Origin of the sequence: Limibacter armeniacum (assembly GCF_036880985.1) — a bacterium.
Taxonomy (GTDB): Bacteria; Bacteroidota; Bacteroidia; order Cytophagales; family Flammeovirgaceae; genus Limibacter; species Limibacter armeniacum.
Genome location: NZ_JBAJNO010000008.1, coordinates 1 through 18,161 on the forward strand (window position 1 = coordinate 1; position 18,161 = coordinate 18,161).

Below are 18,161 nucleotides of genomic sequence, written 5' to 3' on the forward strand. Positions count from 1 at the left end.
TTTTGAAAGGAAAGATTTAAGTAGCGGTATAATTGAAATCGGAAGTTTTAAACGCTTGAATGATTTAAAGGTTCAACTCCTTTGGAGTTGGATAAATGTGATTTACTTATACCGCAGGCTTTTGCCTACGGCTACTATTGTTCAATCCCTTCGGGATTAATTAAAAAACGCAATATTACTGATGATCAGGGAGTTACCGTAAAACGCAAGTACAGTGTTTTACGGTTTTTTTATTCCCATGTTTTTGATATTCAATGCCTTACAATTTTGGTAACACTAGTGGTAACAGGGATTTATTGCATGTTTTGGTAACACTCCCGGTAACACTTGAGGTAGTCTTGGTAACACTTGCGATTTCATTTTAGGATAGATTGAGATTTATTTTTTTAATAACTCAATTTTTTTGTTTCAATCATGATTAAAAACAATTCAAGATCCATGAGTGTGCAGTACCTGGCACGCAAAGCATCAAATGGTTATGTTACGATCTATGCCCGTATCGAAGTGAATGGTGATCGGGGTACACCGTTCAGTACAGGTATCCGCTGTTTGGAAAAGCATTGGAATGGGGATATGATCAACCACAAACACGCCAGTGCAGACAACGAGGAACTTGCTATTATCCGAAATGAGGTCAAGATGGTGTATCTGGAGATGCGCAAATTTAGAATGTCTATCACGCCTGTAACATTGCGTGAACGTTGGGAGAAGTTTGTAGAGATAAAGTCCATAAGTCTGCTAGGTGTCTGGAAAGAATGGATCAAGATGAAGGGCAAGGTGCTTAAGGCGAACACCCTCTACAATATTGAACGGAGGTGCTTGCGGTTTCAGGAGTTTTTGAAGGAAACTGGCGCATCTGATATGGATGTGAACAAGGTAACAAGGCCTTGGGCTGATACCTTTATCAACTGGATGCGAAAGCATAAGTATAGTGTCAACTATATAGCAAAGTTGGTGGAGGAGCTGAAAGCGGTAGTTGCCTTTTCGGTGGATAAGGGGTACTTGTATGTTAATCCACTTCTGGGGCTTAAGTATTCCAGAACTACAGACGCTGAACGGGTGTACATAAGCAGCGATGAGCTGGAGGCGATTACGAAGATGAAGTTTTTCAGGAAGCGATTGCAGCGAACTGCCGACCTGCTGGTATTTTCTTGCCGTACGGGGCTGAGCTATGCGGACCTGATGGACTTTGACTATGAGAAGCATCTGCACTATATCGGCAATCAGGCTTGCATCAAGAAGAAGCGTGTCAAGTCAAAGGTTGAGTTTATCGTCCCGATTGATTCGGTTGCGATGAAAATCCTGAACAGCTACGATTACAAGCTCCCTAAGATTGGTAATAGTGGCTATAATATGAACCTTAAGATTCTGGCTGAGGTAATGGGTATTCGAAAGAATTTGACTACCCATGTGGGAAGGCGTACTTTCTCCATGGTACAATACCAGCAAGGGGTAAGAAGGCAGACCATTGCCCGCATGCTTGGCCACAAGTCTGAACGAACAACTGATACCTATTACCTAGACATGCTACAGATCAGTATCGAGGCTGAACTTGATTTGATCTTGAGTGCCTAAACTATAATCCTACCTGCAAGAATATCAACAAGACCAACGTAATAATTGAACACAAAAAAGTTCGGTTGCTAGCCGAACTTTTTATATTTTCCCTCCTGTTTAATTTCGTTTAACATATAGCCCAATTTTTTTATGAGAACTATATTGATTCTAACCATCACCCTAATCTTTTCAACCTGTCTTTATGCTCAAAAAGGAACCACTTTGATTGGGGACTTTAAGGCTGGTATGAGTAAAAAAGAGTATAGGAGTGCAATAAAGGAAGTGCCTGTATCTGCTTTTTTCCATAGAATGAAATTCAATGGGATTGAGTTTATTGTTAATGGAACTAACAAAGCCTATGGTGCGGGAGAAAAAGAGCTTAAAACATTTACTATGTATTCAGCATTAGATCACGATGCAACAGAGGCGGCCTTATTCAAACTAATGTCCTTATTTAAAAATGAGCTTAAATATGAGGTAGTCTACGAAAAAGAATATGCCAAGTCACCAGCACTTAGTAAAGGGGATTTGATGGCATGCTATAATGATATTAATGGAAATCGTGTTTTTACCATTACTATGGGAGGTACTTCTTATACATCAGGTGTTCTATTTTACTATATGTATTTAGACATTGAGTCAAAGAAAGACTTTGATTTGAAGCTAAAAGACTCAAAAGTGGATCATAACAAGGATGTTAATGATGCAAAGAAGATGCTTAGTGGTAATTGATATACCCTACTGTTTGAAAAGCCCTGGTCAATCTAGCTTTGACCAGGGCTTTTTTATTACTCCAGAACTGCTCCCTCTTTTGGCACCCTTGCTTCCATCTTGACATCCTTAATCCCGTCATGGGTTAACTTATATGTTAACTTTTTTGGGAGGTAATGGAAGTTGTTTGTTTGGTACCAGCTAAATGGCTGGTAGCTGATAATGTCTGCAATGGTCATTTTGGGCTTGATCTTGATCAGTTTGCAGTTGGCTAGAAACAGCATGGCCCTTTTGTGGAAAGTCTCGTATAGTCCTTCCTCATCGTCCCAAATCAGGGAGTACTGTATTTGGTTGTCTTGCCTGTTGGATAGCCTGATTTGTGGGTTACTGGTTTGGTAGTTGGTAGCCGTAACATAGTTGTAGTTGTTCCCTTCGTAATCATCTATTGGCTGATAGTCGGGAAAGTTGCTATGGTTAAGGTGTCCAATCCTGCCAGACTTATCGCCTGTTATTTCGGGAAAGTAGCGGAACCCATAGGTGAACTCAAATTCAAACTCCCCGTCCAATTCTTCCTGTATAGGAAATGTCAATGGAATATTGGTGCCTATATTCAGGAAATGCTCTTCACCTTGTGAGTGTGTACGTGCATGGGATGTGATAAGCCCTCTTCTGCGTACTTCTACATTATTGTCTTTGTAATAGATCTCCACTTCCATTAGGTCTTCGATATCAGGCAACGGCTCGTTGTTTGGGTCGGTATCATCGTATCGAATTTGTACACCTAAATACCCAGGGGTGTTAGTGGGTTCTATTGGCCTGACCAAATCAAAGCTGCTTTGTTTGATTATCTTTCCTCTATTGACCATATAAACAGGGTCAACGCCTGTGTTGATCTCCATCTTCTGGTCTCCTTCCCGAAAGACTACTTCTTTTGGATATCGGTTAAATCCTAATATTGGTTGCCAAAGCAGGTCGATTGACTTGTACCAGCTGGTGTTGGCTCTTACATAGTAGGTCTCGCCACTGGCAAAGTTTACAGGTGGCAAATCCTGATAGGTGTCCACCGTTCCGTTCAGGGTTGGTTTTGGGTCTCCCTGTTTGGTATTGTGTGAAAATGAGACCTTGTCTATATGCCCTTTTTCGGAACTCTCGATGGATAGGACATCCAAGTACTTGAACCCGTAGTTATTCTCATAGTATAGGTAGCCCGGCAATGAGTGGATATCCATCAGGGTTACTTTGTTTTGGACGGTATCAAAGTATGTGAAGATGCCGAAATTTCTAGCCAGGGCATTCAGGAATGTAGAAACTGTTAGGCTTGGTGGTGCGATATCGTAGGCGGTATCCCAATACAGCCCATTGTTAGGGTGGTCTGTAAACCACATTACGGATTTGTACTGCTCTGCCGGAAACCTGAGAATCATTTCCATCTCATAGCCAAGTGCTGCAAATAGCTGCTCCAATAGGTAGGTAGTTGAGATGCAGAATACGGAATCGTCAAACACGACCGAATCCTCATTTGTTCGGGTGAGGATCTGCTGAAAGTCATCTGAAGCAAACAGGTCTGCTACGGGTGTGTAGCCTTCCTGTACCAGTTGGGTGTTGCGGTCTAAGTAACCGATTATCTTGATGCTGAATAGCTCAGGCAAAGTAACCTCTTTGATTTCTGCGAGTATGGAGGTGTTGGAGGTGACAAATACCTCATAGCCTTTGCTGGTACAGCGTTGCAGGATGAGCTTACCGGATATAAGGGTAAATCCTTTGAAGCTGATTTGGCAGTCGTAGGTGTTGATAAAGTTGTTCTTGTACACTTCGGGCATATGCTCAAAGCCGAACACTTTTTTTGAGGCACCGGTATAGGGGATCACAAACGAGTAGGTATGTGTTCCGGAAAGGTATTCGAGGTTGAAATAGTCTGAGTCCACCACAAAGTTGATGCTGGTGTCTTTGTCTACTGGCAGTACTTCACCGCTGACGGTTATGCTGATCATCTGTTTGGGATATCGATTGAAAACTCAAAACTGTAAAGGGTGTCTCCATCTTGTGGGCCTTTGATTTTCTTGTCGGTGATGGCTACCTCTACATACTTGTCTGACAGTTTGGCCAGTACCCTTTCGGCCGACATGATATTGAGTGCTGACTGGAACTCGCTTTTGGATTTGAAATAGCCTGTACGAAGTTTCATCATCATCTTTTCTTCCACTTTCTGCACCATGCCATTGTCTACCAGTGTGGTGCTGTAGCTTGGCCCATAGATGGAATAGTCGTTTCGCTGGAACTCGCTTTCGCTGCTGCTTTGCCCTTTGGCGATCAGGGTTTCGAAGTTGCCGGAATAGCGGTCCCAATACAGGAGTTCCACTTCGTAGATACTCTTTTTGCTGGATGGGTAAAGTGTCAAGGTCTCGTTGTTGAAGGTGATGACCACCCGGCTGATCACTTTCCCTGGTTGCTTGTCTGCATAACCTTGCTGAGGAAAACCCACGGGTACCAGATAGGCTCTTTGCTTGATGGCCGAAAACACGACATCGTTGTAAGTGGGCGATGGCAATAGCTGTGTTTCGGTATGGGTAGTGCCGTCATCGTAGATGATCTTGAACTCTACCGGATCATTGGGATAGCCTGCCACTGTTACAAAGTAGTTGGCGGTTTCGCTTACGGTTCGGCTTGTCAGTGCGGCAAATAGGCTACTGCTGTATTGCTGGTTGATGTTGGCGAACTGGATCTTTGATTTGATGGCTGACCATTCCACTACATCCGTATAGGTGACACCGTCGGTGCTTTCCTGTAGCTTGAAGTACTTTAGGTGAAATGGCAGAAACTGGATGCTGACACTTTCCGGATTGGGGGAAATAAATTCGAGCTGTGAATCTGTCAGTTCGGATAAGTCAAAGAGAAATTCTTCCTGGTTGTTTCTGACCAGCTTTTGAATGATGGACATTTCGCCATATTCGAGGTCTTCCACCTTGACAAAAAGGAAGTCGTCTTCCGTATCAGAAAAGTGCATCAGTATGCGGTTGAGGCTTGGCAAAAGCCCTACTGGTTGCTGGATATAAGTCCTCATATTTTTACGAAGTTTTCAATTGTTTCTTGCTTCTCAACTTCTTCCCGGCTATTGGTGGTGTCATCATTTGTCCAGATGATCTTTGCATATTTCGGTTGCTCCCTTTGGGTTTGTAGCTCTTGAACTACCGCTCCTAATAGCATGGTCTGTTTTTCGAACATGCTTGTATCCAATGGTGGTGGGGTTGCGGCTTGTGTGCTGCCTCCTGCTGCAAACTTGTTGGCTCGGATCATCTCCAGCATGCCAATGATTGGTCCATAACTTGGAGAGTCTACCATCCAGTTAGGTGCTACCCATTCGGCTCCACGTTCGCCAATGATGCCATAGTGTGCACTTCCTACATGGCCACCACCTGCAAAGGTTCCGGCACTTCGGATAGGGGACCATCTGCCTTGGTCATAGAAGGTGGCTCCACCTGCTGCATATGTGGTACCGCCTGATACGGTTGCACCTCCTCCCGAATTGTATTTAGGTGCTTCCGGTGGCTTGGATTTGTTGACAGCTTTTAGGGCTTGTCCTATACCTGTGATTGCTGCTGAAATACCTGTAGCGATATAGGCCCCAACTACATATGGGAATGCGGGTCCTTTATCTTTTGCGGCCTTGATAGCACCTGCTGTCGCATTGGCAATGGCAGAACCTTGTTGGGCAAAGATTTCAGCAACCGCAACCGCTTTGCCAAACTTGGAGTACTCATCAATGTATTCGGCCACACTTGAAAGTGAGTTGGCTATCAGGTTGGTGCCTGTCATGATATTGTCAAACATCATCTGATCATACGCCTTTTGAGCGGCCATCCTCTTTTTATGTTTGTCGAGTGTTTGGTCCCGTAAGATATTGATCAGGTTTTGTTTTTGAACTTCAAGATCAATGCTCTTGGCTGCCAGTTGTTCTTCAATGCCAATCAGCTCAAGGTTTTGGTCATAAACCTCTTCTGTATTTACTTCCTTGGCTTCCTCTGCTGCGATACGTTCATCAGCAGCGGCTTCCTGCTTTGCTTTTTCTTCTGCCAGTCTTTGTGCTTCGAGTTGCTTGTCTCTGTCAGCAGCCCATTCAGCGTCATTGGCTTGCTTGGCTCTGAGTGCTTCTTCTGCTCTAAGGTCTACCAGCTTTTGTTTGAGCGTATCTACCTGCAAGGTGGTTTCCCTTAATTTTCTGAGCAGACTTTCATAGGATGCGTCGGACATGGCACCGGGACCACCGTCAATCAATGAATTAAGGTCTTCCTGTTTTTTGACCAGCTTTGTGAGTTCTTTTTCACTGTCTGAAATCATCTGAGGTAAGTCCTCAGTGGTGGCATCCTTGATGTTTTTCAGGTTCTTGGCGATCCTTTCATCGAGTGTATCATAACTCTCAATGATGCGGTTTAGCAGTGAAAGCGATTCAGCCAGTACGACATTGAAAAAGTTCTTTGTCCCTTCTACCAGGTCTTTGGTGTTGGCTGACAGTCGAGCGTATTCGGTGTTGATCTTTTCGGCATAATCGACCTGTTCCTTTTGCTTTTCTCCTAGGTCATCCAATGTGTCGAGGTTGGATTTCATGGCCGCATCAATGTTGTTGAATGCGTTCTCCAATCCTCCCAAGTCTTCCAGCGGGCCACCTCCCAAATCTGCAATCAGGGTTTGGGTTTGTTGGGCATTGAGTCCCATCTCACGAGCCTTCCGGATAATGTCCTGGAATATGTCGATCATGGATTCTTTGCCGCTGTTGATCCTTTGGATTACATCCTCATTGAATGCGTCGCCCAATGGTGCCAATGCTGCTTTTGCTGCTGGTGTTAATTCTCTTATCTGTTCAGCAAATGTTTTGACCGCATCAATTAGCTTGTCGTCGAATATGGTACCTTTTTCTTCCTGTACCATCAGCTTTACAAAGTCCTCCGCTTGAATATTCGCCTGTTTCATTACAGGAGTATATTCGTTGATTTTGCTGAGGAAATCCCCGCTTGCGTCTGCTCCTTGGAGGTAGCCTTTCTTGATCATCTCCAAAGAGTCCTGAAAGGTCATGCCATAGGTTTTTGCAAGGGTGTTGGATGCCCTTAGTACCTCGTTTACATCAGCGTCAAAGGTATCAGCCAAGGCTTTCGCCTGACCTGTAGCCTGATGTAGGGCATCACCTTGCAGCTCGGAATAACGTTGGGTTACTCGGTTGAGCTTTGCGTATTCGGCTATGATTCTCTGAAGCTCGGAGGCTGCCAAACCGATACCTGCCGCCACTGCCGCCCATCCAGCTTTTGCCATGCTGAAAATCTGCGGTTGGGCTTTGGCCATCATGGACATGTTTTGGTTGTTGGAGCGTGCTTCCTTGCTTACTTCACCGAGCCGGGTCCTTACCTTTTTGAGTTCCTTTGATTTATCAGCGAACTCTTTGGTATTGGTCGGCATCTTTTCGAGTTGCTTATTCAGAACAGCAGCAGCGGCTTTCATCTCTTTCATGCTAGCCTCGGCTTTTTTGCCGTTCATGATAATCTCGACGGTCCGTTTATCTGTATTAGATGCCATTGTCTTTGATATGCTTTAGAAGTAATGAAGCTGCTTTAATCCTTTCTTTTTTATGGTGGAACTCGCTTGAACCTATAGGTAGTTTTGCTAAATCATGCTTAGCTACAACTAGGCTCTTTTCAGCTCTAAGTATTTTAGATGCCAAGGTTCCAAGCATTGGCGGTGCTCCAACAATTAGCACTTTCCTTATTTTCTTTTCCATTACAGTTCGATCATTCGTGGAATTGCTTCCAGCAGTTCTTCAATAGCTCTGTCGCTTGAGTTTTCGAGTGTGCGTTCCATCAGCCTTCTATAGAACCAAGCTGTATGTGTTGTGAACCATGGTTTTGGTTTCCTTAGCTGCGTCTGTTTGTTTGCAGCTTGCATCATTCTTCTGCGTTTGTAATAAGACTTTCCGGTATTGATCTTCTTTTTGCCAAACCGCTTTCTTTTCCAGTTTGCGGCTGCTCCTTCGCTGAACTTCAGTCCCCGTCCTGTTCCCTGATCGACATACATACCCCGTCTGAGGTATGATATCTTGATGCTTTTGACCATCTGAGGGTTGGCCAGAATGTGGCGGTTAATGGATCGGGCTAACTCTCCAGTGTCGCCAATGTTGAGGTTCCGGAACTCAAGACGGTACTTGTCAAAAAGCTCATCGAGTAGGAGTGCGACCAGCTTGACGTTGGATAGTGCTTTAGCCATTGGCTGTGAATTTTTCTGGTTTGTACTTCAGGTCAGTGGTGCTGTTGGTTCGGAACAGGAAGCTGACGTATACGCCATAGTATTGGCTGGCGAGGTTGCCTATCTTTTCGATCCGCAAATCCTGAATGCTCATAAAGTACTTTGCTCGGTTGTCGAGCAGGTGTTTTTTGATATATCCGATACAATCCTCTGCAATGACTTCTGCTATTGAAATGGCCTCATCTTTTTCGTCGTCAGTGGTGGCTTTATCCAGGATAAAAAAACCTGCTGCACTGTCCCGTAGGTGGTTGTCTGCTCCGTTGTCGAGGTATCCCGTTTCGGTGGTTTCGACCATCAGCAGTGGGAGCTGTTGACTTTGCCGCTTTTTGCCTTTGGCTACCAAGAAACTTTCAATGTCCATGGCGGATTGGATGGGGTCGGCTCCTGTGATGATGCGGGCATAACCTTTTAAGTCAATATGGGCTTCCTGCATTTGCTTCATCATGGTGATATAGTCTCCGTGTCTCATTTCTTCAGGTTCTTTTGGTTTCGCATATCAATATCCAAGCTGATAAAAGCGGTATGCAATAGGGTGTTGCAGGTGGCTTGCCAGTCTCCAAACTTATCGCCAGCCATGCCGTTGATCAGTTCCAGCCATCCGTATGACTTTCCTTTGATTTTTTCACCGCCTTCAAATACATTCTTGTACCTGCCATTGAGCATCTTTCGGCAACCGTAGTAAAATATCCTGATAGCGGTCAGCTGGTCGGGCTTGATGTGTTTGCGGATCAGGTCGGCTCTCTGCTGGACACTTGGTTCTGAAAAGGGTATCCGCTTGTCTGTTTCGGTTGGCGTTGCGGTTGCGGGTCGCCAAAGGACGGCTACCATCTTGTATAAGAAGCTGATGTACTTGTCGGGGTTTTCGCAAAACTTGATATAGTAGCTGTCTGCTGCTGCAAATTCGAGCAGGTTGATATTGTTCAGCTTGTCATTTGGTCCGATCAGTTTGGTGCCTCTTAGGGTACCGAGTGAAAGTTCAGGATAGGGGTTTTGTGTTAGCCGGGTTTCATTGAATATGAAATCTGTACAGTCCCAAATGTTGATGATTTGGACATTGGTCAGCAGCTTGAAGGTGCTGAAAGGAACGTCCAAAAGTATTCTGAGCATCTTGACTTTTGCCTCCTTATGGCTTTTGGCTGAATGGAATACGTTGGCGATTTGGCGTACCTGCTTTGGGGTAAGCTCGTTCCAGTTTTCAGCTATGTTCCTTTTGTACTTTCCTATTGTTGCCTCGATCATAAGCGAAAGAAAGCCGCACGCCCAATGGCGAGCGGCTTTTTGGTTATTAGTTGACTGTCAAATCAAAAGATTCCATGCCATAGGTGATGGCCAGTTTTACCAGTAGCTCAATGGCTGCGGCTGAGTAGGTAACATCGAGTTGCCCGTCAGCATTGAGGTCTGAGGATAGATCCAGTCCCAGCAAGACGCAACCCTTTGTATGGCTGTTGTAGGTGCCGGAATGGATCAGTATTCCTGATCTCCCTTTCACTTCCTGACCGTTTTTCTCTGTGACATGAAAGGCTCTGTTCTTGTATTTGCCCGTAGTCCTGAGTGTACAGTGGTAAGTCCCAGTCGGGATGCAGGATATGTTCTGCTGATTGTTGAGCCATGGTAATTCTAAACTGCGGCATTCGAACAGTTTCTGCCTGTTGTTGTAGAGCGAAAAGATGCCCTCGGTCTGTTTGGAATTGCCCTTGATCCTTGTCAGGGTGGCTTTGTAGTTGCTCATAGATCATTGCGATTGTGTCGATTTCGACGGGTTCCTGATAATTAGCTGGCGTGTCTGGAATGTTCTTGATGATCTCCTGACCAGCGCCTACGATAGGGCCTGTGTATTTGGTGATCCCAAAGAAGGTTCCTGCCAAGGTCAATAATGATAAGATGGTGATAGCGATACTTTTGCGCTTTTTCCGTTTTTGGATGATGTCTGACATTAGTCAATGGTTTTTAGGTGAAGAATTATTTTTGACCTATAAGCAGGTCGAGCTTTTTATTGATTACTTGAAACTCCCGATTCATTCCATCCTCCATATCCTGTTGATCTTCCTTGCTTGAGTCGGTAATTGTTTTCATAGCGGCTGTGTTCTGCTCGATCGCAATGACGCTACGAATGGCGATTTCCTTGAAGTCATTGAACTGAATCCAGTTGACGAAATAGGAGATAAAAAGTATTGCTATGAGCAGCACTACAATGAATGGCTGCTGCTTGGCTTTTTGAATAAAAGTGCTTCCTGCTTCGGTTGCGAGTTTGGCTTCTTCAATCATATCAGTAGTACATTTTGGTGTGTGGGTCCCGACATTCTTTTTCATTGCTGTATTTATCTGAATTAAAGAAGGTGGCATACAGGGTGTCTGATGCTTTCTCCTTTAAATAATCGATAGCCTTTTTGAGGTATGCTCCCCCGTCGTTTTCAAGGTTCTGGCTGGTCATGTCAATGTCGCTCATGCTTGCCATTTTCTCTTTTTCGGCTGCTCCCTCGTAGCTGTCAAATGATCGGATGCCATTGTCTGTGATGATGACCACAAACTCACGGATGGCTGTTGCTGATGACAGCAGTACTACTGCCGGAACCAGCATGTCAATCAGCGTCTGGTTGTCGGCTGAGACGTTGCCTGTTTTGATTTCGGCTTTTAGCTCATCGTAGAAGTCCTTGCCTAATTCGGCTTGGATGTTGAAGTCTTCCACCTTGCGGATAACGGAAGACATACTACGGAATGTAGTCCGTGAACCGTGTAGGTTATAGTATAGCTGGAACTGGTCGATAGTATTGACAAAGTGCTCCTTGTTGATGGTGTAGGCATTTGAGGCTACCCATTCCGGAAAGTCTGCCTTGTTTGTTTCGAGAAACTCCAGTAACATATCGATCCCTTCAAAACCTGTTTGCAACAACTGTTTCTTGAGGTTGGCAATCTGCCAAGGCCATGCAGTTTTTTGCGTCTCGCTTTGGTTGATATGGAAACCAGACTCTGAGATATCCAATTGGCCACTTGTCATGTAACTGGCAAATGCCAGGTTAGCGAGTGCTGACTGGATCTCGTCCAATAGCTCCTGCTCAATATCTGTCAGTGTAGCAGGGTCGGCTTCGTACTTGTCATTGATGCGGTCATACAATGCCTTGCTGATCACTGGAATGATATGCTTGCGCTCTGTCCTGCGGATGGCAGGTTTTATCAGGTCGATATCAAAGTCATCCTTGACGTTGTCAAGATTGTTGGCCAGTTCTTCAGGTGTAGAGATTAACATATTAGCTATTGGTTTTCTCGGTTACTTCAGCGCCTGAGTCAAGCTTGTTAATCAGGCTGTTTTTGAATTTCACTTCATACTCCCACCCATTGTAGTCGAATATGAACTGCACCGGCTCCAAGATGATATCCTGGTCAGGCTGAGAAGTGAGGATGTAGTTGTTGAAAGCTACTCGTTGCTCCGAGCCGCCAGCGTTACCCATCTGCTTTCCTGGTGTACTACCAATAAGCGTTGGGTGAACTCCTGCTGCGAATAGGGTGTGTGAGCTGGCTTCCTGCGAATCCTCGATATAGGCACCGTCTTTCAGCTTATTGTCAATTGGGGTAATGGTCCAACCCTTTCGGATGTTACCCATTCCGTCATCATCTGTAGCAGTCATGATGGCTTTCATGGCATTATCAGTACCAGTCATGGTTTCAGTAAACCATTCCATTTCTTTCTTTACTGTAGCTACCTTTTCACTGGTTGACATGGTGCCCCATTCTTCGTACTTGTCCTCCCACCACCATTTAGCTATTTCTATATGGAATGCGGGTGTTAGCTGATTCTTGAGTGCAGCTTTCTTGAACTCAGGAATACCCATGGCTACTTCGTACCAACCGGACTTACGGACGGTATCCCATGCAGGGAGCGGATAGTATTCCTCATCGATTGCCGGGAATGATAGGGGATAGATCAGCTTATCTGCTTTACTATCTTTTACCGATTGTATAGGGTCATACTCTACATTGATGACATCAACAATGGTCTGGTCTTCTTCCTTGGCTGCTTTCCAGTCCGGATTGATATAGCATTTCTTGAGTGGGCCACTCTTTATCAGGCCCCATCTGCACCATGCTGCTTTGATGCGGTTGATGTTGGCTATCTTATTACGGCCATTACCCATGATCAATTCAGGGAACACTGTATGGTAATAGAAGTAGTCCAGGCAAGCAGGGAACAGGTACATACGCTTGAAGTTGGTTCTCTTGAGCCATTCCTCCACTTCCTTGTCCTGCTTGCGGATAAACGTCTCGTTGCCCTTATCATCTATCTCAGTGACACCGTACACCATACCGCCAGCATATAGGGCCTTGGCTTTCCACTCCAATGTCCGTTTGAGTATTGTTGAGCGGCTTACATCCTCGTACATCTCTTGTGGTCTGAGGTTGTTCTTTCCCCAGTGTGCTATCTCTGTATTACCTGATGAACTGCTGCTGGAAGTCTTGGAGGTTGGACCAATGTTGGTCTTGACCAATGCATTGACACCACCACCGATGTAAGCAGCAGCTCCGTTCTCACTGATATATATGCTCTGTGCGCTCATTAGCTAGGGATTACTCGGTGATCATTAAAATGTGTCATCAGGAAAATGCAGAACTCTCGGATCTTCCCGGCTTTGGTCTTCACCCTGCGATTCCCATGTACATGGCTGATACCCTGCAACTGGCAATCCGAAAGGTGAACTATTTCACCCCCACGGTTACGGTTGCTGTCAGCAGTGACAAATGTGATGGAAAAGACTGCTCCTTCTTTCCTCATCATCTCTATTGCGTGCGTTCTAGTGATTGTATTTTCCATAGGGTGAACTGTCATATACCATATTTTTCACCTTTAGGGTGAAGTTTTTGCAACAGTGCGCGGCGGGGTCAACTTTGTCTTTAAATAGAATTTTAAAGGTTTTAGAAATTGAAAAACCGCCTTATTGATATTGTTAGAGTAGATATTTCGAAAATCCCAGTACAGAATTTTTTTTAGCCATTCGGCACGAAAGAACTACCTGGTGTGATCTTTCCTTTATTGACGGCCACTGCCTGCAAATCCCATGAGTCTGAAAAGTGGGTAGTGGTTCGTTGGTCAACACTTGCGTTCCGCTCCCTGCTCTTGTCCTTCTGTATTTCGCCTTTGCGTCCTTCCTTGACTTTGGCCTGCATCATAGATAGCAATAGCCATTTACAGTTTTCACGGTTGAAGGTCCAGCGGTCAATACGCTCATGGTTGCCTGCAAAAATCTTGTGAGCAATCTGATACTTCTCTGATTGTAGTGCAGGTCTGCCAAGATTGATTCGTTTTATTCGCCAGCCTCTTTTTCTCAGTTGCGCTACAAAGTCATCATTCATAGTCGTCTTTGATCCTGGCGATTTTGTATTGCCCCAATGATCTTCAATGAATGTCACTTCCTTTTTGAGGTGCGCGAGGTAATAGTCTCCAAAATCATTAGCCAGGTCATAGGTCAGTTTCGGATGCTTCACATACAAAGCATTGACTGTTCGCATCTCCCGTCCATGCTGCTGTGACACTGGTAGTGTTGATACTATAGAACCCCAGTCCACTGAAATGATCAGCGGTTTGTTTGGGTCTACATCCGTATCAAATCGGCTATCTCGTTTGCTGAGTGCTTCAAGGTTGTAGCCCAGTTTTTCCAGATAACTGAAGTTGGACTCTGCTACATAGGTGTGTAACCTGTCACTCAGCATAGGATAGAAGCCACCCTCAACTTTCCCTGGTCTTTTATTCAGCATTTCAATCATGAAAATGAATAGCGGTAAATCCCTGAATTGCTGCTCTATATATTTAAAGCCAAGGTTCTGGATATTGTCAAACGCTGAAGCTTCAGAATAGAACATCCCTTTTTTGGAAGGGAAGTACTTTAGTAGCTTGTTAAGCTTCTTGATATCCTCCCAAATCAGCAGCCTTTGTTCCTGCTCTTTTGATTGCAGGAAGTCTATCTGTAGATCAACAATTTCATTTCTGATGTCGATGATATCCGTCTGATAATCATCCTTGTAATAACTTCCATATTCCAGCAACCAATCCGCTTGGTTCATATAAGGCATGGAGCTAAAAATGAAAACACCATGGTGTAAAGGGATATGCTTAAAATAGTCAAGGTTACCACGGTTGGTGGCTGAGACTTCCTTATCAAACTTATCCTTGTCAAGCTCCAACCCTTCATCGGCTATAATTCCATCAGAGTTGACACCCCTTGCAGAACTACTATTGCCATCTTGAGATACAAATTGAAAGATTGTCCCGGTATAGAAATAAATACAGTTGTCATACTTGGCTGGCGGTTCGTAAGGCTCATCCCAGTCCCAAAGCTTTGGAGCCTTCCGGCCAATGAAAAAATGATAGTCCTTGATATAGCCAATCCGTTCCAGTGAAGCTACCGTAGAGGGAAGTGTCTTACTTAAAATGGCACTGTAGGTCCTGCCAACAAGCATCCACTTTGAGCGAGGCATAAGCTGTACAATCAAGTGCATCAGCCATGCAATCAATGAAGACTTACCTGTTCCCCTTCCCCAAATAGATATTGAAGAAGCAAACTTGTGAATCATGTATCGAAGCTGAGGTTTATTGAATTTCAGCTGCTTTATTACAAGATCATTCTTCTTCTTTTTCTTTGCCATCGAGTATCATTTTCATTTCTTCCCTACTTACTTCCATTTCCTCCATTGCATCAACCACCATTTGATGTTTTTGCTTAGGAAGGCTGGAAAGGTCCTCAAAGTCAATATCGATTACCTCACCATTTGAAATTAGCTGGATCAAGTATTGATGTGTTGGCAAATCAGGTACAGCACCGTCAGCCTGTTCAAGCCTTGAGAGCTTAATCATCTGCTCATTGGCTCGGAGCATAAACTCTACATCCTTTGCTTTAGCCGCTATCCTGAAAGCATCCATGGCCAATTCATAATGAATAGCCCTTAGACCTTCCTTCTCAGCTATATTCAAATTTCCATAAAGCCTATATGCTGCCTTGCAGTCCTTGTATGCCTGACTTTCACAGATACCGAACTCATCCATTAAGGAGATTACTACATTGGATTTTTTCTGTCCAGACAATAACATCGACCATGCAGCACGTATCCGGATTGAAGCAGCCTGTTCTTTGGCGCTCAATTCTACAGACTCATCAATGCTGTTGGCTTTGATCCTGTCCAACAGGTTGCCTTTATCATTCAGCAGTTTTTTGTAGTAACCTCCTAATTTTCTTTTCACGCGATGGATGCTTTCAGTTCAGCAAGGGTATCTTCCCACTTCTCAACTAAATGGGCCTTGCTATCATCTTTTCTGTATTTGCTAATCATCTTCTGAGCATGCACGATTTTCTTTTTAACCTCTTCCTGCTCTTCCTCAGATAGAGTTGTAGGCTCAGGCGTTGGCACTACCTTTTCCCCGTTCTTGGCTGCATCAAGTTTGTTATGCACTTCAGGAAGTATCTTGATAGCAATCTCCTTGCACCTGAGAGCGGCTTCCTTTCGTTCCTCGATATGAGTCTGAGCGTTTAGCTTGTTATGGAACAGGAAATTGAACTCATCATACAAAGCCCTTCTTTCCTTGTACAGCGGTTCCAAGCTTGCCTCATCCACCCGGTCATCAGGTTCGGTCAGCTCGGTTAAGCCTTCCTTGAAATCAACTTCCTCAGCTTCCTGCTCAGCTGGAGCTTCAGTATCTTCAGCTTCCTGCTCTGCTGTAGTTTCTTCAGCAGCTTCAAGTTTAATAGGCTGGTTTTCCTGCTTTACCTTTTCTTCCTGAGCCTTTTTACTGTTTGTGTCCTGCTCATACTTCAGGTACATGTACTTCAGTACAGAGTTAAGCTTCCGGACATTGTAGTCTGTCTTTCCTCTTTGGAATAGGGCTACAAGGTTACGGTTCTTGCCGTACTTCAGGTATAGTCTGACACCCGCCTCATAGGAGGGTGTCTTTTGTTCCAAATACTTTTTGATGTCTTTCATTATACGCCAGGAGTGATTACGCCCGTGAATGGATCTTGCACGCTGTCATCAGACAACTTTACAGTACCCATAAAAATAGGTGCAGGACCTTTTCGAGCTGATTGGAAATTGAATGTATTACCTCTTCGATCTGCTGAAGCAGCACCAGTTGTAGCAACTCCACCAGATACACGCTTGGCCGGATAGCCACGATGTCCAAGCATACGTGTTTGGCCATCCATTTCACGCACAAGGATAATGAAGTTGCCATTCTGCGTGTACTGGTCAAAACCAAGCATTTCCCCTTTGGAACCCGGATGCAAAAACTCTATGGAGTTCAATTTTGACATGCCGTCAAACTCACCCTGAGATTCCCCATCAAGCTTCAATGTCTCAATGGTTCCATAGACACGCGTGAACCCTACAGTATTGGCGAATACAATATCTCCCGTGATCGTCACCAAATCTGACAGCAGGTTATCTACATAAGCAGGTTCGTCAGATACAGGAACAGGAAGCGTTACAATATCTTCAAGTTTGGCAATGGCAAGGATCTGTTCCAGTCCCCAGGGTTTGGCTCGCCATCGTTCCATAAAACATCTTCTAACATGATTGATATGATTTGTAAGAAGTGAGAGAATAGGTCTGATTGGCGTTATCAATCAGACCTTTATTGGTTAGGCTTGGTCGTTGATCCAAACCGCATCTAGGGTGGCAAACTGAACACCAAAGGCAAGCGCAAGGAAGATGGCCAACGTTTTAGGGTTGGTCTTCATTACCTCGATTTTCTCCTGGTCAGATTCACCGTCAATACCCACACACATATTCCATTCAGGAGAAATGATCACACGTTGAGAGGTACCCATTCCAGCCAAAGGAACAATCTCACACATACCCGCTGAGCCTTCCAAGTAGGTTTGCTCATACTTGGTATTGTATGGATTTGCACCAGTCTCGGCTTTGTAATCGTCACAATATTTATCGTAAACATTGTAACTCATGTACATCTTAACAGGTCTGCTTCTGAAGGCATCGTCAATTTGACGGTACATGTCTTTAAGCTTCGTTAGTGCATCCGCTGAAGTGATTGCACCTGTAGCAATGACGTTACCTCTTGTAAGGTCAAAACCTTCTGTTGCATCACCAGCATTGTCTATCGCTGATTGCGCGCCAATGGCAAGCTCATCCGTGATGATCTTAAAGAAGCCATTATTCACATCCACCGCATCGGTACCAGCACTGTTATAGATGCCATTAAACAGGACATCCATATTCAGTTCATGACCTACAGTAGCGAGAATCTGCTCAAAAAATTCTTTCTCAAAAGGATGGTCACTTGCATCGACACCCTTTTTCATAAGCATGGCTAACCATGACTTACGGTATTCCAATGGGTTTTCTTCCAAGTTGACCTCACCAATCTGTACCTGCAAGGTCCTTGGCTTGATGGCACCCACATTGGCTTTTTTAGACCAATCCTTACCGTAAGGTTTTAGGAGCTTTTCAAGTTGCAGCGTGGAAAGAACATAACGGTCCTTGATTCCTGGCAAGACATTAAAGTGATTGAAAATGTCATCCATGGAAGTGGTGGGGATGGTAATCAGCTCTCGCTGAAATTCCTCACAGTATTGCTGTAATGCTTCAATATTAATAGCGTCAGGCATTTC

Annotated in this window: 19 protein-coding genes; 2 read left to right on the plus strand and 17 right to left on the minus strand. The window is 44.5% G+C overall.

The features are described from left to right. The first annotated feature begins 414 nt into the window (after nt 1-414). Both V6R21_RS05880 and V6R21_RS05885 read left to right on the plus strand, forming a co-directional pair. Nucleotides 415-1,575 carry a site-specific integrase gene (locus tag V6R21_RS05880; RefSeq protein WP_334241681.1) on the plus strand — a complete coding sequence of 387 codons (1,161 nt, stop codon included), beginning with the start codon at nt 415-417 and terminating at the stop codon, nt 1,573-1,575. A 132-nt stretch (nt 1,576-1,707) separates the two neighbouring features. After that, nucleotides 1,708-2,289, plus strand: coding sequence for a hypothetical protein (locus V6R21_RS05885; protein WP_334241683.1), 582 nt, complete (start codon nt 1,708-1,710; stop codon nt 2,287-2,289). A 56-nt stretch (nt 2,290-2,345) separates the two neighbouring features. Here the strand turns inward: V6R21_RS05885 and V6R21_RS05890 are convergent, their stop codons facing one another. From V6R21_RS05890 to V6R21_RS05970, 17 genes are all read right to left on the minus strand, one after another. Then, complete coding sequence (locus tag V6R21_RS05890; RefSeq protein WP_334241686.1) at nt 2,346-4,259, minus strand: hypothetical protein; 1,914 nt, start codon at nt 4,257-4,259, stop codon at nt 2,346-2,348. Further along, complete coding sequence (locus V6R21_RS05895; RefSeq protein WP_334241688.1) at nt 4,256-5,329, minus strand: hypothetical protein; 1,074 nt, start codon at nt 5,327-5,329, stop codon at nt 4,256-4,258. Before V6R21_RS05895 ends, V6R21_RS05890 begins: the two co-directional genes overlap by 4 nt. Beyond that, the gene (locus V6R21_RS05900) at nt 5,326-7,830 is read right to left on the minus strand and encodes a phage tail tape measure protein (protein WP_334241690.1); all 2,505 of its coding nucleotides are present in this window, start codon (nt 7,828-7,830) and stop codon (nt 5,326-5,328) included. The genes V6R21_RS05895 and V6R21_RS05900 overlap by 4 nt, the downstream gene beginning before the upstream one ends. After that, nucleotides 7,820-8,032 carry a hypothetical protein gene (locus V6R21_RS05905; protein WP_334241692.1) on the minus strand — a complete coding sequence of 71 codons (213 nt, stop codon included), beginning with the start codon at nt 8,030-8,032 and terminating at the stop codon, nt 7,820-7,822. The genes V6R21_RS05900 and V6R21_RS05905 overlap by 11 nt, the downstream gene beginning before the upstream one ends. Next, nucleotides 8,032-8,514 (minus strand): hypothetical protein, encoded by a 483-nt coding sequence (locus V6R21_RS05910; protein WP_334241694.1) that lies wholly within the window; start codon nt 8,512-8,514, stop codon nt 8,032-8,034. The genes V6R21_RS05905 and V6R21_RS05910 overlap by 1 nt, the downstream gene beginning before the upstream one ends. Then, on the minus strand, nt 8,507-9,022 hold the full coding sequence (locus V6R21_RS05915) for a hypothetical protein (RefSeq protein ID WP_334241696.1): 516 nt from the start codon (nt 9,020-9,022) through the stop codon (nt 8,507-8,509). The genes V6R21_RS05910 and V6R21_RS05915 overlap by 8 nt, the downstream gene beginning before the upstream one ends. Continuing rightward, on the minus strand, nt 9,019-9,792 hold the full coding sequence (locus tag V6R21_RS05920; protein WP_334241698.1) for a hypothetical protein: 774 nt from the start codon (nt 9,790-9,792) through the stop codon (nt 9,019-9,021). The genes V6R21_RS05915 and V6R21_RS05920 overlap by 4 nt, the downstream gene beginning before the upstream one ends. Before the next feature lie 46 nt (nt 9,793-9,838). Continuing rightward, nucleotides 9,839-10,282, minus strand: a complete 444-nt coding sequence (locus tag V6R21_RS05925) for a DUF5675 family protein (RefSeq protein WP_334241700.1) — start codon at nt 10,280-10,282, stop codon at nt 9,839-9,841. A 230-nt stretch (nt 10,283-10,512) separates the two neighbouring features. Beyond that, nucleotides 10,513-10,818 (minus strand): hypothetical protein, encoded by a 306-nt coding sequence (locus V6R21_RS05930; protein ID WP_334241701.1) that lies wholly within the window; start codon nt 10,816-10,818, stop codon nt 10,513-10,515. Between the two features lies 1 nt (nt 10,819). After that, complete coding sequence (locus V6R21_RS05935) at nt 10,820-11,797, minus strand: DUF6712 family protein (RefSeq protein ID WP_334241703.1); 978 nt, start codon at nt 11,795-11,797, stop codon at nt 10,820-10,822. A 1-nt stretch (nt 11,798) separates the two neighbouring features. Continuing rightward, a complete protein-coding gene (locus V6R21_RS05940; protein WP_334241705.1) occupies nt 11,799-13,103 on the minus strand; it encodes a hypothetical protein in 1,305 nt (434 codons plus the stop codon). Next, nucleotides 13,103-13,357 carry a hypothetical protein gene (locus V6R21_RS05945; RefSeq protein ID WP_334241707.1) on the minus strand — a complete coding sequence of 85 codons (255 nt, stop codon included), beginning with the start codon at nt 13,355-13,357 and terminating at the stop codon, nt 13,103-13,105. The genes V6R21_RS05940 and V6R21_RS05945 overlap by 1 nt, the downstream gene beginning before the upstream one ends. Before the next feature lie 173 nt (nt 13,358-13,530). After that, the gene (locus V6R21_RS05950) at nt 13,531-15,186 is read right to left on the minus strand and encodes a hypothetical protein (protein ID WP_334241710.1); all 1,656 of its coding nucleotides are present in this window, start codon (nt 15,184-15,186) and stop codon (nt 13,531-13,533) included. Continuing rightward, nucleotides 15,161-15,778: a hypothetical protein gene (locus V6R21_RS05955; protein ID WP_334241712.1), complete on the minus strand. Its 618-nt coding sequence runs from the start codon at nt 15,776-15,778 to the stop codon at nt 15,161-15,163. The genes V6R21_RS05950 and V6R21_RS05955 overlap by 26 nt, the downstream gene beginning before the upstream one ends. Next, entirely contained in the window at nt 15,775-16,515 is a 741-nt protein-coding gene (locus V6R21_RS05960; protein ID WP_334241714.1) for a hypothetical protein, read from the minus strand. Before V6R21_RS05960 ends, V6R21_RS05955 begins: the two co-directional genes overlap by 4 nt. After that, nucleotides 16,515-17,087, minus strand: a complete 573-nt coding sequence (locus V6R21_RS05965) for a hypothetical protein (RefSeq protein ID WP_334241717.1) — start codon at nt 17,085-17,087, stop codon at nt 16,515-16,517. The genes V6R21_RS05960 and V6R21_RS05965 overlap by 1 nt, the downstream gene beginning before the upstream one ends. A gap of 84 nt (nt 17,088-17,171) precedes the next feature. Then, a complete protein-coding gene (locus tag V6R21_RS05970) occupies nt 17,172-18,158 on the minus strand; it encodes a hypothetical protein (protein ID WP_334241718.1) in 987 nt (328 codons plus the stop codon). Between the last annotated feature and the right edge of the window lie 3 nt (nt 18,159-18,161).

What these genes read in the sequence shown, in the direction of transcription:
- V6R21_RS05965 (WP_334241717.1), bottom strand. Translation starts at nt 17,087, where the DNA reads ATGGAACGATGGCGAGCCAAACCCTGGGGACTGGAACAGATCCTTGCC.
- V6R21_RS05930 (WP_334241701.1), bottom strand. Translation starts at nt 10,818, where the DNA reads ATGATTGAAGAAGCCAAACTCGCAACCGAAGCAGGAAGCACTTTTATT.
- V6R21_RS05885 (WP_334241683.1), top strand. Translation starts at nt 1,708, where the DNA reads ATGAGAACTATATTGATTCTAACCATCACCCTAATCTTTTCAACCTGT.
- V6R21_RS05920 (WP_334241698.1), bottom strand. Translation starts at nt 9,792, where the DNA reads ATGATCGAGGCAACAATAGGAAAGTACAAAAGGAACATAGCTGAAAAC.
- V6R21_RS05960 (WP_334241714.1), bottom strand. Translation starts at nt 16,515, where the DNA reads ATGAAAGACATCAAAAAGTATTTGGAACAAAAGACACCCTCCTATGAG.
- V6R21_RS05915 (WP_334241696.1), bottom strand. Translation starts at nt 9,022, where the DNA reads ATGAGACACGGAGACTATATCACCATGATGAAGCAAATGCAGGAAGCC.
- V6R21_RS05900 (WP_334241690.1), bottom strand. Translation starts at nt 7,830, where the DNA reads ATGGCATCTAATACAGATAAACGGACCGTCGAGATTATCATGAACGGC.
- V6R21_RS05950 (WP_334241710.1), bottom strand. Translation starts at nt 15,186, where the DNA reads ATGGCAAAGAAAAAGAAGAAGAATGATCTTGTAATAAAGCAGCTGAAA.
- V6R21_RS05945 (WP_334241707.1), bottom strand. Translation starts at nt 13,357, where the DNA reads ATGGAAAATACAATCACTAGAACGCACGCAATAGAGATGATGAGGAAA.
- V6R21_RS05905 (WP_334241692.1), bottom strand. Translation starts at nt 8,032, where the DNA reads ATGGAAAAGAAAATAAGGAAAGTGCTAATTGTTGGAGCACCGCCAATG.
- V6R21_RS05970 (WP_334241718.1), bottom strand. Translation starts at nt 18,158, where the DNA reads ATGCCTGACGCTATTAATATTGAAGCATTACAGCAATACTGTGAGGAA.
- V6R21_RS05910 (WP_334241694.1), bottom strand. Translation starts at nt 8,514, where the DNA reads ATGGCTAAAGCACTATCCAACGTCAAGCTGGTCGCACTCCTACTCGAT.
- V6R21_RS05890 (WP_334241686.1), bottom strand. Translation starts at nt 4,259, where the DNA reads ATGATCAGCATAACCGTCAGCGGTGAAGTACTGCCAGTAGACAAAGAC.
- V6R21_RS05895 (WP_334241688.1), bottom strand. Translation starts at nt 5,329, where the DNA reads ATGAGGACTTATATCCAGCAACCAGTAGGGCTTTTGCCAAGCCTCAAC.
- V6R21_RS05880 (WP_334241681.1), top strand. Translation starts at nt 415, where the DNA reads ATGATTAAAAACAATTCAAGATCCATGAGTGTGCAGTACCTGGCACGC.
- V6R21_RS05925 (WP_334241700.1), bottom strand. Translation starts at nt 10,282, where the DNA reads ATGAGCAACTACAAAGCCACCCTGACAAGGATCAAGGGCAATTCCAAA.
- V6R21_RS05935 (WP_334241703.1), bottom strand. Translation starts at nt 11,797, where the DNA reads ATGTTAATCTCTACACCTGAAGAACTGGCCAACAATCTTGACAACGTC.
- V6R21_RS05940 (WP_334241705.1), bottom strand. Translation starts at nt 13,103, where the DNA reads ATGAGCGCACAGAGCATATATATCAGTGAGAACGGAGCTGCTGCTTAC.